Source organism: Variovorax ureilyticus (genome assembly GCF_050632185.1).
GTDB classification, from domain to species: domain Bacteria; phylum Pseudomonadota; class Gammaproteobacteria; order Burkholderiales; family Burkholderiaceae_C; genus Variovorax; species Variovorax ureilyticus_A.
In genome coordinates this window covers 4498456-4513549 of the sequence record NZ_CP192579.1, presented here as the reverse complement: position 1 = coordinate 4513549, position 15094 = coordinate 4498456, and the positions used below count along the sequence as shown (strand labels likewise).

The following is a 15094-nucleotide window of genomic DNA, read 5'->3' as shown; positions in this document are numbered from 1 at the left end:
CCTAGGGTTTGACGAAGCGTTCGTCGAGCCAACGGTGAAGCCGCTCGAAGACGGCATCGGCCTCGCGCTCGTTGAAGATCTCGTGGTAGTGGCCGGCGTAGCAGGTCGCGCTGACCCTCTGCGGTGGCGCGGCCTGAGCGAAGGCGCGGCTGCCGGCCGGGTCCACGAGACGGTCATCGCCCGCGTAGATCAGCAGCGTGGGCACCGGCCACCGCGCCGCTGCGGCCTGCACGCTGGCGCCCTCGTCGGCCAGGAATCTCGCGAGGCGCGCACCGATCCGGTCATGGCACAGGGCATCTGCGCGGTAGGCCTTAGCGACGGCCGGATCGTGCGAGAGGTATTGCAGATCGAGCCCATTGCCCACGCGCAGCGCCGGCGCGATGCGTGAAAGCGTGGCGACGAGGAACTTCTGGAACGCGCTCAAGCCCGGATCGAGCGCCGGAGACGACAGCACCAGTGCATCGACCGCACGCACGCCGCGCGCGACGAAGCTTGCCGCCACCAGCCCGCCGAGGCTGTGTCCCAGTAGCACCAGCGGCAGCGCCGGGTGCGTCTGTCGTGTGTCGTCGACCACGAGCGCGAGATCGTCGAGAAGCCGATGCACCGTCGGCAATCCGCCGCGTGCGCCGCTGGATGCGCCGTGTCCATGATGGTCGACAGCGCGAACCTCGAAGCCCCAGTCGTTGAGCCGATCGGCCACGTGCGCATAGCGCCCCGCATGCTCCCCAAGCCCATGGACCACGACGACCACCGCCCTCGCGGCGCCCGACTCCACGGACCAGTCCTGCACCGCCAGCGTCTCGCCATCGGGCGTGCGCAATGCGTGGCGCGACGGCCGCGACCTCAAGCGACGCCGCCGCCGGCAGCCGCCGGCAATGCGGCGATGACTTCCGCCACGGCGGCCGTCAGCTTCTTCGCATAGGGCACGTGCAGGAATTCATTGGGACCGTGCGCATTGCTCTTCGGGCCCAGCACGCCGCACACCATCATCTGCGCCTTCGGGAACCCGGCGCTCAGCATGCTCATCAGCGGGATCGTGCCGCCCTGGCCGATATAGCCGCAGTCCGCGCCGAAGTGTGCGCGCGATGCGGCGTTGAGCGCACGCTCGAACCACGGCGCGGTTTCCGGCGCATTCCATCCGGTCGCGCCGCCATGGCTCTCGAAAGTGACCCGGGCCTGATAGGGTGCGTTGTCTTCGAGCAGGGTCTTGAGCTCATGCACCGCGCGGTCCGCATCGACCAGCGGGGGAAGGCGCAGCGACAGCTTGAACGCGGTGTAGGGACGCAACACATTGCCCGCATCCTTCAACGCCGGGAAACCTTCCGCGCCGGTGACGGAAAGCGTCGGCTTCCAGGTGCGGTTGAGCAGCGCCTCCACCGGTTCAGTGGTCGTCGGCAATGCGAAGGCGGTCGCGCCGCCGCAGTCGTAGTGCGCCCACGGAAAGCGCTTGTAGACCTCTTCCCCGAGGATCCCCGCTGTTGCCTTGGCTTGTGCCAATCGTTCGGCGGGCACATCGCAATGGAAGCTTTGAGGCAGCAGACGGCCGGTCTTGCTGTCTTCGAGCCGGTCGAGCACCTGCCGCATGATGCGGAAGCTCGAGGGCACGAGACCGGAGGCATCGCCAGAGTGGACGCCTTCGGTCAGGATCTCGACCTTCAGCGTACCGCTCGCCATGCCGCGCAACGAAGTGGTGAGCCAGAGCTGGTCGTAGTTGCCCGCGCCGGAATCGAGGCAGATGACGAGCGAGACATCGCCCAGCCGCGGACGCAGCGCATCCACATAGGGCAGCAGGTCGTACGAGCCGGATTCCTCGCAGGTCTCGATGATGCCGACGATGCGCGGATGCGCAGCGCCTTGCGCCTTGAGAGCCTGGATCGCCGCGGCGCTCGCATACACCGCATAGCCGTCATCGGCGCCGCCGCGGCCGTAGAGCAGGCCGTTCTCGTACTTCGGCGTCCACGGGCCGAGGTCGCTGCGCCAGCCGGTGAACTCGGGCTGCTTGTCGAGGTGGCCGTACATCAGCACGGTTTCCTTCATGTTCGTGCCCGTCGCCGCTACTTCGAAGAAGAGCACCGGTGTGCGGCCTTCGAGCCGCACGATCTCGAGCTTGAGGCCTTCGATCTTCTGTGCCTCGACCCATGCGGCCGCGTTGCGCAGCACGGTTTCGAGATAGCCGTTCTGCACCCAGTCCTTGTCGAAGCCCGGCGACTTGGCCGGGATCGCGATGTAGTCGGTCAGTTGCTTGACGATGTCGTTGTCCCACTTGGACGAGACATCGGAGAGCGCACGCTCGGCATCCAGCAGGCCGGCGGGCATTTCGCGATGGAGGGGGCGTTCATTGAGAGGTACTCCGCGGGGGTGGGAAGGACGATGTTAGTGCGTATCGCCGCAGCACGTGCGGGTGACAACCCGCCACCGGATGCGCTAAAAGGCGGGCTTCGCCACCGCTCCCGAGGACTGCCATGCCCGCCCATATCGAGGTCTCCGCATCGCAACGCATTCGCGTCGGCATCGGCGGCTGGACCTACGAGCCGTGGCGCAACAACTTCTATCCGGCCGGTCTTCCGCACGCGCAGGAACTCCACTACGCAAGTCGCCACCTGACGGCGATCGAAGTCAACGGCACCTACTACAGCACTTTCAAGCCCGCGAGTTTCAAGAAGTGGCATGACGAGACGCCCGAGGACTTCGTGTTCTCGCTCAAGGCCTCACGCTTCTCGACCAATCGCAAGGCGCTCGCGACGGCGGGCGATTCGATCCGCCGTTTCGTCGAAAGCGGCATCGGCGAACTCGGCAGCAAGCTGGGGCCGATCGTGTGGCAGTTCATGCCCACGAAGGTCTTCGATCCCGAGGATCTCGCGGGCTTTCTCGAGTTGCTGCCGAAGAAGGAGGCCAGTCGCACGCTGCGGCATGTGCTCGACGTGCGGCACGAGAGCTTTCGCTCGGCTGAGTACCTCGCGCTCGCGCGCAAATACAGGGTGGCGACCGTGTTCACGGATTCGCCGAAGTTTCCGGCGATCGCAGACCAGACGGGCGACTTCGTCTACGCGCGCCTCATGAACAGCGACGCAACGCACGCCGCGGGCTATGCGCCGAAAGCGCTCGACGATTGGGCCGATGCCGCGAAGACCTGGGCGAAGGGCGATACGCCTTCTTCGCTGGCGCTGGTCGACGAAGGCAGGCAACACAATTCGGATGCGCGCGATGTGTTCGTCTTCTTCATCAACGGCGCAAAGAAAAGGCACCGGCGGCTGCCGGTGCCTTGATCGAGCGGGTGCGCTGAGCGCGGCTCAGGCTGCGGCTTGCAGCGCGGACGTGGCGGGCTTGCTGCCCGACGTCGCGGCGCCGAAGCTGATCTCGCCGGAAAGCTGGCCACCTTCCTCGATCACGATCTTGCCGTAGCGGATCTTGCCGGTGACCTTGCCGGTCGAATGGATCACGAGCTTCTCGCGAACCGTGAGGTTGCCTTCGAACAAGCCGCGGATCTCGGCGATGTCGATCTCGGCCGAGCCCTTGAAGGCCCCCTGCTCGGCGATCTGCATCACGCGCGAATCCATCGTTGCTTCAACGAGGCCCTCGACCACGAGCGTGTCGCAGTCCGTGATCTCGACGCCCTTGAGCTTGATGTTCGGGCCGACGGTGAGCTTGCTGCCCCCTTCCTTGGCAACGCTTGCCGCGGCATTGGCGGCCTGCGTGGTGAGGCTCGAAGGATTGACGGGCGTGCCCGAGAGATTGGTACCGGAACCCATCAGCGGCGCGGGGCGGGACGTGAGATTGTCGGCGTCGCGATCACGCTTGCCGAAGAAGGGGGACTGTGTAGCCAATGGGGAGCTCCTCGAAAACGCCTATCCTAAGAACGGCATTACGCTTGGCGGCACTTCATTGCGCAAGAGGCGTAACCGAATAAGTCATGCACAGGCGCGAATAAACACTTTCGTTTTCTCTCGACCGCTGATCAGCCCTTCGACCATGCGACGCGACCTTGCGTCGCATCGTTGAGACGAACGACGAATGCATTCGCGGAAGGCTCCGGCAGCGAGAACGAGAAGCGCACCATGTCCTCGTGTCGCACATCGTCGAGCGCGGCGCCGATGGCTGCGATCTCTCTTCGCACCAGGCCCTCGAATGCATAGGGCACTGCGCAGTGCAGGTGGCTTTGTCGCACCAGCGGGACGAGCGCTGCGCCGGCCAGCGCCTGCGCCACGCTGTCGGTGTAGGCGCGCACGAGGCCACCCGCGCCGAGCTTCACGCCGCCAAAGTAGCGCACCACCGTTGCCAGCACGCTCTCGAGTTCGTGATGCCGAAGCACTTCGAGCATCGGACGGCCCGCCGTGCCGCCCGGCTCCCCGTCGTCGTTCGCGGCCGATTGGCCCGCGGCCATCAGCGCCCAGCAGACGTGCGCGGCACCGGGATGCTGGCTGCGCAAGCTCGCGACCACGGATTGCGCGGCGGCGCGATCCACCACCGGCTGCACGCACCCGATGAACCGGCTCTTGCGGATCAGCAATTCGCTATGAACGGGCGCCGCCAGCGTGAATGACATGAGCCGCCCCAGGAGCCTCGCGCGCGCTCAGCCGCGCTCGAACTTGAACACCGCCGTGCTTGCGCGCGCATTGGGCAGCCAGCGGACTTCGCGTCCCTTTTCGAGGCCGAATGCGTCGAGCACGCGCAGCCGATTCTTGCCCGCAAGCGCTTCGAAGTCCTTGAAGGTGCCGACGCGGATGTTCGGCGTGTCGTACCACTGGTAGGGCAGCCGCTTCGTCACCGGCATGCGGCCGCGCGCGATGCTGATGCGATTGGGCCAGTGCGCGAAGTTCGGAAAGGCCACGATGCCGATGCGGCCGACGCGCGCCGTCTCGCGCAGCATCACCTCCGCATTGCGCAGATGCTGGAGCGTGTCGATCTGCAGGACGACGTCGAACGATGCGTCGTCGAACATGGCGAGGCCTTCGTCCAGATTGAGCTGGATCACGTCGACGCCGCGACGCACGCAGTGCAGCACGTTGCCATCGGCGATCTCGACACCGTAGCCGGTGCAGCCGCGCTCGCGCTGGAGGAGGTCGAGCAGCGCGCCGTCGCCGCAGCCGAGATCGAGCACGCGGGAGCCTTGCGGCACGAGCCGCGCGATGAGCTGTTGTGTGTCCAGGTCGCTCATTGGGTAGCTTCTGCGCCCTCGTCGTGGGTGGCCGATGCGGCGATGCGGTCGAAGTAGGAGCGCACCAGGCTCATGTAGCGCACGTCGTCGAGCAGGAAAGCGTCATGCCCGTGCGGCGCATCGATCTCGGCGTAGCTCACGTTGCGCCGGTTGTCGAGCAGTGCCTTCACGATCTCGCGGCTGCGGGCGGGCGAGAAGCGCCAGTCGGTGGTGAAGCTCACGATCAGGAATTTGGCCATGGCCTTGGCCAACGCGGCGCGAAGATCGCCGCCATGCGCGTATGCGGGATCGAAATAGTCGAGCGCGCGCGTGATGAGCAAGTAGGTGTTCGCGTCGAAATACTCGCTGAACTTGTCGCCGTTGTAGCGCAGGTAGCTTTCGATCTGGAACTCCACTTCCTGCGTCGAATAGAGGAAGTCCTGGCGGCCCGCGGTGCCTTCGACCGCGGTGCGCAACGCACGGCCGAACTTCTGGTTCATCACGTCGTCGCTCTGGTAAGTGATGTGGCCGATCATCCGCGCGATCCGAAGGCCGCGTTGGGGGATCACGCTGTGTTCGTAGAAGTGGCCACCGTGGAAGTCGGGGTCGGTCACGATCGCGCGGCGCGCGACTTCGTTGAATGCGATGTTCTGCGCGGTGAGGCTCGGCGCGCTCGCGATGACCGCGGCGTGACGCACGCGCTCGGGATATTGAAGCGTCCACGAAAGCGCCTGCATGCCGCCGAGGCTCCCGCCCATCACGGCAGCCAGGGTGCGGATGCCGAGCGCATCGAGCAGCCCGGCCTGCGCATGGACCCAGTCCTCCACAGTGACCACCGGAAAGTCGGCGCCGTAGGCACGTCCGGTTTCGGGATTCGTATGCATCGGGCCGGTCGAGCCGAAGCACGAGCCGAGATTGTTGATGCCGATGACGAAGAAGCGATCGGTGTCGACCGGCTTGCCCGGCCCGATCATGTTGTCCCACCAGCCTTCGGACTTGTCCTGTCCCGCATAGACGCCGGCCACGTGGTGCGACGCATTCAGCGCATGACAGACCAGCACCGCGTTGCTGCGGTCGGCATTGAGCTCGCCATAAGTCTCATAGGCGAGCGAATAGTTGGAAATCGATGCGCCGCTGCGCAGGGCCAGCGGCCCGGCAAACTGCATCGACTGCGGTGTGACGACGAACGACATGAATGAAAAAACCCGCCTCGCCAAAAACGAGCCGGGTCACGGCGTCCGTCTTTAGCTGCATTTATCAAGCGCCCGCAAGCTGGAGCAAATCGGCGCGTCCGGAAGTATATGCCCTCCGCGCCGAATCGCGCCTCAACCCCAGTCGATCAACGCGGCAACGCCGAGCACCAGGAAGATGACGGCGGAGATGCTGTGCACGAGCTTGATCGGCACACGCCGCACGATGCGCTCGCCGAGCCACACGACCGGCGCGTTGGCCAGCATCATGCCGAGCGTCGTGCCGACGACCACCCACACGTAGGCGTCCACGTAGCGCGCGGCGAGCATCACTGTCGCGATCTGCGTCTTGTCGCCCATTTCGGCCAGGAAGAAGGCGACTGCAGTGGTGCCGAACACGCCAAAATGCGAGGAGCGCGGGACCTCGTCGCCGTCGAGCTTGTCGGGGATGAGCATCCAGAGCGCCATCGCGATGAAGGAGCCGCCCAGAATCCATCGAAGCACTGTCGGACCGAGGAAGTGCGTGACCCAGTTGCCGACCGCGCCCGCCAATGCATGGTTGAGCACGGTGGACACGAAGATGCCGAGCACGATGGGCCAGGGCTTGCGAAATCTCGCGGCGAGCACGAGGGACAGAAGTTGGGTCTTGTCGCCCATCTCGGCGAGCGCGACCACGCCGGTGGCAACGAAAAATGCTTCCATGAATAGATCGGATTCCCTCGGCCGAAGACGCAATTGACCGCGCCACCCCTCGGCCGAACCCGAAGTCGCGCGGTCAAAGGTCTCGCCAGGCTGGATGCTGCTTGCGCCATATCCCACAAGTCGTAGGACAAGTCTGTTGACGCGAGCCCTTCTCGGAATGGAAGGCGGCTACTCCCCAATGACCGGCGGATTGTAATGTGTTGTTGGGGTCTTGTTGTAAGTAGGCGCCAACTTGTAGTTTATTTATCTCGCACGTAGTACTGCGGGCAAATTCCTAGTTGCGTAACACGTATTTCCCACATAATGCGCGAGCATCCCTCCGCTTTTCGGGGCGGTGCAATCGGTGATCGGTCAGTTTCGCGCAACTCGTCGAGTCGTTTCGGCTTGTGGTGCTTTCGGGACTCCATCGCTTTTTCTTGTGTGTTTATTAGGAGTCCCTTGATGGGCAACAAACTGTACGTCGGTAATCTGCCTTACTCGGTACGCGACGGCGATCTCGAGCAAGCTTTCGGCCAATTCGGTGCCGTGACCAGCGCCAAAGTCATGATGGAGCGCGACACCGGTCGTTCCAAGGGCTTCGGTTTTGTCGAGATGGGCAGCGACGCCGAGGCGCAGGCAGCCATCAACGGCATGAACGGCCAGCCTCTGGGCGGCCGCAGCGTGGTGGTGAACGAAGCGCGTCCGATGGAAGCGCGTCCTCCGCGTAGCGGCGGCTACGGCGGCGGCGGTGGTGGTGGTTATGGCGGTGGTGGCGGCGGCTACGGTGGTGGCGGTCGCAGCGGCGGCGGTGGTTATGGCGGCGGCGGTGGCGGCGGCTACGGTGGTGGTGGCGGCGGCGGCGGTGGCCGCGGCGGCGACGGCGGTTTCCGCAGCCCCTATGGTGCGGGTCCTCGTGGCGGCGGCGGCGGTGGCCGCGGCGGCTACGGCGGCGGCAGCGGTGGCAACAGCGGCTACTGATCGCTCGACCCGATCCGTATCGGAATCAAAAAGGCTCCCCCGGGAGCCTTTTTCATGGCCGCTGCATCAGACGACCCCGCCTATTCGACGGCGCGTCGCTTGCGACCGCGACCTTGGACGATTCTGTCGAACAGGGCATTGGGAAGCACCCGCAGCAGTTTCGCGACGACGCCCATCTGCCACGGGATCACCCGGTAGCTCGTGCCCGCCTCGATGGCGTGGAATGCCTTGTCCGCGAAATCGGCCGGCTGCATCAGGAACGGCATACCGTAACGGTTTCCCTGCGTCAGCGGGGTATCGACATAGCCCGGCGAAATGGTCACGACCTTGACGCCGCTGCCGCGAAGTTCCGTGCGTAGGCTCTCGCAGTACGCCACCACGCCGGCCTTGCTCGCGCAATAGGCGCCGTGCCCCGGCAGGCCACGGATCGCCGCAACGCTGCCGATGCCCACGAGGCGACCGCTGCCGCGAGACTGCATCGCGCGAACGAAGGGATGGAAGGTCGCGGCAACACCGACGTTGTTGATGGCCAAAAGCCGCGCGAACACGTCGAGATCGCTGCGCTCGGCGGTGTCGATCCCGATGCTGATGCCGGCGTTGGCGATCACCACGTCGGGCACACCTTGCCGCTCCAAGCACGCGGTGCCGGCCGCGACGATGCTGTCGATCTGCGCCACGTCGGCGCTGTAGATCCCGCAGCGCGAGGCGTCGATTTTCTTCTCCGCAGTCCAGGCTTCGATTTCTGCGGTGCGCCGCGCAACGAGCGCCAGGTCATAGCCCGCCTCGTAGAAGCGCGCAGCCAATGCCTGCCCGATGCCGCTCGAGGCGCCGGTGATGAACGCGAGACGCTTCATGTCGATGTCAGCGTTGACCGGCCGGCGTCTGCGCCGGGACCAGAAGCCCGCGCACGCGGCCCTGGAGGTTCGCGATGCCGGTCGCGTTGTCGTAGTCCATCGAGTCCGAGGTGAACTTGTCGCCGCCCCGCGTCAGTTCGACAGGCTTGTTGGATTTCACACGTTCCGTATCGGTGAAGACGTGCAGGAAGTCGCCGCGAAACTCGAGCCGCGGAATGACGCGCCCGTTGGGGCCGACCGCGGCATCACGGGTCACGATCGCATTGCCGAACAGCTGGATCTCGGTGCCGTCGCCATTCGAGAGCCCCCGCTGCGCCGAGCCGTGCATGACCAGCCCGTCTTCCGAGATGGAGCGAAAGCGCACCTCGTCGACCTCGAGCGTGTCGTTGTCCGGATAGTGCCGGCCCTCCTTGCCGAGCAGTTCGCTGCGCAGCTCGCCGCTGGGCAGGAAGCTCTTCACGACGAAGCCGCGCATGAAGAAGTCCGGATCGTGGATCGGCGCTTCCTTGGGGACCGGCTCCAGCAGCTTGGGCGCGTTGCGGACCAGCCAATAGGTGCCCAGCGCGAGCGTCGCGGTCAGGATCAGCGGCAGGTAGATCGTGACGCGATCGAATCCGTCACGCAGCAGGCTCCAGGCCGACTTCATGCGGGCAGGCCTCGCGCGGCATCCAGGAATCGGCGGTAGTGCCCGCCTGCGGTCAGGAGCAGATCACAGAACTCGCGCGCCGCGCCTTCGCCGCCGCGCGCGCTCGTCACATGGTGCGCGATGGCGCGAACTTCGGCATGCGCGTTCGCGGGCGCCGCAGCGAACGCGACGCGCGTCAGCACGGGCAGGTCGGGCCAGTCGTCGCCGATGGCGGCTGCCTGCTTCCAGTCCAGGCCAAGCGATGCCAGCATGGCCTCGGCGGCAGGCAGCTTGTCTTCGGTGCCGTAACGCACGTGCTCGATGCCGAGCGCCTCGAGCCGCACCCGCAGCGGCTTCGAGTCGCGGCCGGTGATCACCGCCGGCTTGATGCCGGCAAGACGCAGCAGCTTCAGACCGTAGCCGTCGAGGATGCTGAATCGCTTCAGCGTCTCGCCGTGCTCGCTGAAGTAGACGCCGCCGTCGGTCAGCACGCCGTCCACGTCGAAGAACGCGACGCGAACGTCCTGCGCGGCGAGCAGGGTCTGCGCCTTGAATTCGACCGGCATCAGATAACTTTCGCGCGCATCAGGTCGTTGATGCTGAGCACGCCGATGAGCACCCCGGATGCGTCCACGACCAGCACGCTGGTGATGCGATGCTGCTCCATCACCTCGGCCGCTTCGGCGGCCAGCGCGTCGGCGCGCAACGTGCGCGGCCCGACATGCATGACGTCCCGGGCCGTCAGCGCACGCAGATCCGCGCCGGTCTCGACCTGCCGACGCAGGTCGCCGTCGGTGAAGATGCCGATCGCGCGGCCGTGAGGGTCGACGACGGCCGTCGCACCGAGCCCCTTGGCGCTCATCTCGCGCATCAGGTCGGTGAAGCCGGCTTCCGGCGCGACGCGCGGCACGTCGTCGCCGGCGCGCATGACGTCGCTCACGTGGGTGAGCAGCTTGCGGCCCAGCGCACCGCCGGGATGCGATCGGGCGAAATCCTCGGTGCCGAACCCGCGCGCATCGAGCAACGCGACCGCCAGGGCGTCGCCCAGCGCCATTTGCGCGGTGGTGCTGGCGGTCGGCGCCAGGTTGAGGGGCAAGCCTCTTTTTCGACACCGCTGTCCAGAACGATGTCCGCGTGGCGCGCGAGCGTGGAATCGACACGGCCGGTCATCGCGATCAGCGGCACGCCCTGGCGCTTGACGACGGGAAGGATGACGGTGAGCTCCTCGACCTCGCCGCTGTTGGAGATGGCCAGCACGAGGTCGACCGCCTTGATCATCCCGAGGTCGCCGTGGCTTGCCTCCGCCGGATGCACGAACATCGCCGGCGTGCCGGTCGAGGCGAGGGTGGCCGCGATCTTGCGACCCACGTGGCCGCTCTTGCCCATGCCCATGACGACGACACGTCCGCGCACGTCCAGGATCTTGCGGACGGCATCGACGAAGCTCGGGCCGACGCGATCCTTCAGGCCGAGCACGGCCGCTGCTTCGATGTCGAAGGTGGTGCGCGCCCGCGCGAGCATGGCTTCGGGTGCGGCCGCGGGGGGCAGATCGGGGCGTGAGCTCATCGCGGAATTTTATCGGGCAGGGCCGCAGCGGCAGAAATAAGGGGAACAGGGTGAAACGGCGGGCGCGGGAAACCGGCCACATTCAGTAGCATCGGCTCATGACCTCGTTCGACCTCACGCTGATGTACCTGCTCGCTGCGGTGATCGGCGTGGTCGTCTGCCGGTCCCTCAAGCTGCCGCCGATGCTCGGCTACCTGACGGCGGGCGTGCTGATCGGGCCGCACGCCTTCGCGCTGGCGCAGAACTCCGAAGGCATCCAGCACCTGGGCGAGTTCGGCGTGGTCTTCCTGATGTTCGTGATCGGCCTCGAATTCAGCCTGCCCAAGCTGCGGGCCATGCGCAAGCATGTGTTCGGCCTCGGCTTGCTCCAAGTGGTGCTGACCATCGCGATCGCGACGGCCGGCGCGCTACTGGTGTCCTCCGTGCTGCCGGCCGTCCGGCAGCTGAACTGGCAGACCGCGCTGGTGCTGTCCGGCGCGCTCGCCATGAGCAGCACCGCGATCGTCGTGAAGCTGATGGCCGAGCGCCTCGAGCTCGACAGCGAGCATGGCAAGCGTGTCGTGGGGGTGCTGCTGTTGCAGGATCTCGCGGTGGTGCCGCTGCTGGTGATCATCCCGGCCCTGGGCACCCCACCCGAAGCGCTTCTGAAGGCGCTCGTTCTGGCGGTCGTCAAGGCAGGCTGTCTGATCGGCGTACTGCTCTATGGCGGCCCGCGCATCATGCGCTGGTGGCTGACGCTCGTCGCGCGGCGGCGCAGCGACGAGCTGTTCATGCTCAACCTGCTCCTGGTGACCCTGGGCCTGGCCCGGCTGACGGAACTGGCCGGCCTGAGCCTCGCCCTCGGCGCTTTCGTCGCTGGCATGCTGGTGTCAGAGACCGAGTTCAAGCACCAGGTGGAAACGGACATCCGCCCGTTCCACGACGTGCTGTTGGGGCTGTTCTTCATCACGATCGGGATGTCGCTCGACTGGCACGTCGTCGTGCAGCACTGGGCGCTGGTGCTGGTGCTGCTCCTGCTGCCGCTGGCATTCAAGCTGACCCTCGTCACCGCGCTGGCACGCCTCTTGGGCGCGACGGCAGGCGTGTCGCTGCGCACCGGGCTGTACCTCGCGCAGGCCGGTGAATTCGGCTTCGTGCTGCTCACACTGGCACAAGGGAAGAGCCTGCTGCCCGAATGGCTGGTGAACCCGGTCCTCGCCTCGATGGTGCTGTCGATGCTGTCAACGCCTTTCATCATCATGTACAGCAATCGCATCGTCCGCAGGCTGGTGGCGAGCGACTGGCTGCAGCAGTCGCTGCAGATGACCACGATCGCCCGCAAGACGATCAACACCGCCCAGCACGTGATCATCTGCGGCTATGGGCGCTGCGGACAGAACCTGGCGCGCGTTCTGGAGCACGAGGGGATCCCCTACCCGGCGCTCGACCTCGATCCCGATCGCGTCCGGCAGGCGGCTGCCGCCGGCGATTCGGTCGTCTTCGGCGACGCGTCGCGGCTGCAGGCGCTGATGGCCGCAGGCTTGGCGCGGGCGAGTGCGCTGGTCGTCACCTACCACGACGTGCCGGGCGCGCTGAAGGTGCTCGCGAACGCCCGCGCGCACGCGCCGCAGGTGCCGGTGATCGTCCGGACCCAGGACGACCGCGATCTCGAAAAGCTGCAGGCGGCAGGCGCCACCGAGGTGGTACCGGAAGCGATCGAGGGGTCGCTCATGCTCGCAAGCCATGCACTGGCGCTGGTCGGCGTGCCGATGCGGCGCGTGATCCGTGTGGTGCAAGACCAGCGCGATGCCCGCTACAACCTGCTTCGCGGCTACTTCCACGGCGCCGACGACGACAACGCGGACGAGCTGGATCACGAGCGGCTCAACACCTTCACTCTCTCGACCGGCGCCCGCGCGGTCGGCCAACCACTGGCGCGGCTGGCGCTCGAGGCCCTGGGCGTGCGCGTCGCGAGCCTGCGCCGACGCGACGGCAAGACCGCCGACGCGACGGACGACGCAGTGCTCGCGGACGGCGATACGCTCGTGCTGTCCGGCAAGCCCGGCGCACTGGCCATGGCCATCGACAAGTTGCAGAAGGGCTGATGCCGCGACTCAGGTCACGGCCACCCGCTTGGGCTTGTTGACCATCCGCTTGGCGATGACGGCGCCCAGGCTCATCGTCAGTTCCAGGGCGAGCGAGGGTTGCCGATTGGACATCTCGCCGAAGCGCAGCGCGGTCAATCGCCAGACGCGGGCCGCTCCGGTAGCAACCACGTTGGCCGATCGCGGCAGCCTCGAGAAGAACGCGCCTTCGCCCACCACGGAACCCGGGTTGAGGATGGCGAGTCGCATCTGACCCTTGTCGCCGATCACATGGACGCTCAGCGCGCCGCTCTCGATGAAGAAGAGGGTGCGGTCATGGGCGCCCTGGTCGATCAGCACATGCCCGGCGGCGAGGTCGAAAGGCTGCAGGTAGCCGCCGAGCGTCTCCCACTGTTGCGCATTGAACGCAGGCGCGAAGGCGTCGTAGCTGGTGTTCTGGGCGATGGCGCGGCAAAGATCCTGAATGCTGGTAGACATCGTGATGAGGCCCTGCTGGTCGAGCGGAGTATCCGCGAAAGCAGGAATGTGCGGTGACAAATGTCACAAAGATTCACGAACTTGGTTACTTCCCGATGCAAAAACGGGAAAAGATCACGCCGAGCAGGTCGTCCGCCCCGAATTCGCCGGTGATTTCGTTCAAGGCGTTCTGCGCGAGCCGCAGTTCCTCCGCGAGCAAGTCCAGCGACTGCGCACGCGCCCCCAGATGCTCGGCGGCGATGTCGATGTGCTGCTCGACCCGCGACAGGGCCTGGACGTGGCGCGCTCGCGCCAGGTAGACGCCCTCGGGCACCGCCTGCCATCCCGCCACTTCGAGCAAACGGGTGCGCAGCGCCTCGATGCCGAACCCGGTCTTCGCCGAGAGGCTCACGCCGGTCGCAGGCGCTGCGGAGGGCACGGCGTCCTGCTTGCTCCAGACGTCGATCACGGGCACGCCGACGGGCAGGCGATCCGCCAGGTCACTCGCGATGTCTGCGTCGGCCCTCGCGTAGTCGGGCAGCGCGGTCCGTGTCAGGTCATGGAGGAAGAGCACCGCGTCGGCGTCCTCGATCTGGCCCCAAGCGCGCGCGATACCGATCTGCTCGACCTCGTCGACGCTCTCGCGCAGCCCGGCCGTATCGACCACATGCAGCGGCACGCCGTGGATCTGGATAGTTTCCGAAACCACGTCGCGCGTGGTCCCGGCCACCGAACTCACGATCGCCAGTTCGGCACCTGCCAGCGCGTTGAGCAGGGAGCTCTTGCCGGCATTGGGCTGACCGGCGATCACCACCTTGATCCCTTCGCGCAGCAAGGCGCCCTGGCGGGCGCGGCTTTGCACGACGGCCAGCTGCGCCTTCAGCGATGCGAGTTGGCCGATGGCGTCGGCCTCCTGAAGAAAGTCGATTTCCTCGTCGGGAAAGTCGAGCGTGGCCTCGACCAGCATCCGCAGGCGCACCAGCGCATCGAGCAGACCGTGGATTTCTTCGGAGAACGCGCCTGAAAGCGACCGGCCGGCACTGCGCGCGGCGGCTTCGGTGCTGGCGTCGATGAGGTCGGCGATCGCTTCCGCCTGCGCCAGGTCGATCTTGCCGTTCAGGAAGGCCCGCTGGCTGAACTCGCCGGGCTCGGCCACCCGCAGGCCGGGGAGGCGCGGCCGGCCGCTGGCGACATCGAACTCGGCCGCCGCTTCGAGGCAGCGGGCCAGCAGCAGTTGCAGCACGACCGGGCCACCGTGCGCCTGCAACTCGAGCACGTCCTCACCGGTGAACGAATGAGGCGCGGGGAAGTGGATGGCCAGCCCGTGATCGATCGGCTCGCCCTGCGCGTCGCGGAAGGGCAGATAGGTCGCCTCGCGCGCCCTCAATGGCCGTCCGCAAACCGCCGCGATGAGCGGCGCCATCTGCGGGCCCGAGATCCGCACGATGCCGACGGCACCTCGCCCGGGTGCGGAGGCGATGGCGACGATCGGATCGGCGGTGCGCGCGAGCATGTCGGTCATTCTT

The 15094-nt window shown here is 66.4% G+C and carries 14 protein-coding genes, 2 pseudogenes and 1 riboswitch; of the genes and pseudogenes, 3 read left to right on the top strand and 13 right to left on the bottom strand.

Annotated elements, in window-relative coordinates; all coding sequences use genetic code 11:
* Position 1 precedes the first annotated feature (1 nt).
* Both ACQ858_RS22390 and ACQ858_RS22385 read right to left on the bottom strand, forming a co-directional pair.
* Complete coding sequence (locus ACQ858_RS22390) at positions 2–820, bottom strand: lysophospholipase (protein ID WP_431274706.1); 819 nt, start codon at positions 818–820, stop codon at positions 2–4.
* Positions 821–843: 23 nt separating this feature from the next.
* A complete protein-coding gene (locus ACQ858_RS22385) occupies positions 844–2316 on the bottom strand; it encodes a M20 family metallopeptidase (RefSeq protein ID WP_431274705.1) in 1473 nt (490 codons plus the stop codon).
* A gap of 146 nt (positions 2317–2462) precedes the next feature.
* Here ACQ858_RS22385 and ACQ858_RS22380 point away from each other — a divergent pair.
* Positions 2463–3283: pseudogene (locus tag ACQ858_RS22380) on the top strand (DUF72 domain-containing protein).
* Positions 3284–3290: 7 nt separating this feature from the next.
* Here ACQ858_RS22380 and ACQ858_RS22375 read toward each other — a convergent pair.
* The 5 genes from ACQ858_RS22375 to ACQ858_RS22355 form a co-directional block, all read right to left on the bottom strand.
* The gene (locus ACQ858_RS22375; protein ID WP_431274704.1) at positions 3291–3824 is read right to left on the bottom strand and encodes a bactofilin family protein; all 534 of its coding nucleotides are present in this window, start codon (positions 3822–3824) and stop codon (positions 3291–3293) included.
* A 131-nt stretch (positions 3825–3955) separates the two neighbouring features.
* On the bottom strand, positions 3956–4543 hold the full coding sequence (locus ACQ858_RS22370) for an IMPACT family protein (RefSeq protein ID WP_431274703.1): 588 nt from the start codon (positions 4541–4543) through the stop codon (positions 3956–3958).
* A gap of 27 nt (positions 4544–4570) precedes the next feature.
* Positions 4571–5155: a methionine biosynthesis protein MetW gene (gene metW / locus ACQ858_RS22365; protein ID WP_431274702.1), complete on the bottom strand. Its 585-nt coding sequence runs from the start codon at positions 5153–5155 to the stop codon at positions 4571–4573.
* Positions 5152–6327, bottom strand: a complete 1176-nt coding sequence (gene metX, locus ACQ858_RS22360) for a homoserine O-succinyltransferase MetX (RefSeq protein WP_431274701.1) — start codon at positions 6325–6327, stop codon at positions 5152–5154. Before metX ends, metW begins: the two co-directional genes overlap by 4 nt.
* 132 nt (positions 6328–6459) lie before the next feature.
* The gene (locus tag ACQ858_RS22355) at positions 6460–7026 is read right to left on the bottom strand and encodes a TMEM165/GDT1 family protein (RefSeq protein WP_431274700.1); all 567 of its coding nucleotides are present in this window, start codon (positions 7024–7026) and stop codon (positions 6460–6462) included.
* Positions 7027–7039: 13 nt separating this feature from the next.
* Positions 7040–7215, bottom strand: a riboswitch (yybP-ykoY riboswitch).
* A gap of 252 nt (positions 7216–7467) precedes the next feature.
* Between ACQ858_RS22355 and ACQ858_RS22350 the strand changes: the two genes are divergently transcribed.
* Positions 7468–7983 carry an RNA recognition motif domain-containing protein gene (locus ACQ858_RS22350; RefSeq protein WP_431274699.1) on the top strand — a complete coding sequence of 172 codons (516 nt, stop codon included), beginning with the start codon at positions 7468–7470 and terminating at the stop codon, positions 7981–7983.
* Positions 7984–8063: 80 nt separating this feature from the next.
* On the opposite strand, the gene ACQ858_RS22345 is transcribed toward ACQ858_RS22350, so the two are convergent.
* From ACQ858_RS22345 to ACQ858_RS22330, 4 genes and pseudogenes are all read right to left on the bottom strand, one after another.
* On the bottom strand, positions 8064–8837 hold the full coding sequence (locus ACQ858_RS22345) for an SDR family oxidoreductase (RefSeq protein WP_431274698.1): 774 nt from the start codon (positions 8835–8837) through the stop codon (positions 8064–8066).
* Positions 8838–8844: 7 nt separating this feature from the next.
* On the bottom strand, positions 8845–9483 hold the full coding sequence (lptC, locus tag ACQ858_RS22340) for an LPS export ABC transporter periplasmic protein LptC (RefSeq protein ID WP_431274697.1): 639 nt from the start codon (positions 9481–9483) through the stop codon (positions 8845–8847).
* Positions 9480–10028: a KdsC family phosphatase gene (locus ACQ858_RS22335; protein ID WP_431274696.1), complete on the bottom strand. Its 549-nt coding sequence runs from the start codon at positions 10026–10028 to the stop codon at positions 9480–9482. The genes lptC and ACQ858_RS22335 overlap by 4 nt, the downstream gene beginning before the upstream one ends.
* Positions 10028–11028: pseudogene (locus ACQ858_RS22330) on the bottom strand (KpsF/GutQ family sugar-phosphate isomerase). The gene ACQ858_RS22335 and the pseudogene ACQ858_RS22330 overlap by 1 nt, the downstream one beginning before the upstream one ends.
* A 98-nt stretch (positions 11029–11126) precedes the next feature.
* Between ACQ858_RS22330 and ACQ858_RS22325 the strand changes: the two are divergent.
* Positions 11127–13112, top strand: coding sequence for a cation:proton antiporter (locus ACQ858_RS22325; protein ID WP_431274695.1), 1986 nt, complete (start codon positions 11127–11129; stop codon positions 13110–13112).
* A 9-nt stretch (positions 13113–13121) separates the two neighbouring features.
* Here the strand turns inward: ACQ858_RS22325 and ACQ858_RS22320 are convergent, their stop codons facing one another.
* A complete protein-coding gene (locus ACQ858_RS22320; protein ID WP_431274694.1) occupies positions 13122–13589 on the bottom strand; it encodes a cyclic nucleotide-binding domain-containing protein in 468 nt (155 codons plus the stop codon).
* 85 nt (positions 13590–13674) lie between these two features.
* Positions 13675–15081, bottom strand: coding sequence for a tRNA uridine-5-carboxymethylaminomethyl(34) synthesis GTPase MnmE (gene mnmE / locus ACQ858_RS22315; protein WP_431274693.1), 1407 nt, complete (start codon positions 15079–15081; stop codon positions 13675–13677).
* Positions 15082–15094 lie beyond the last annotated feature (13 nt).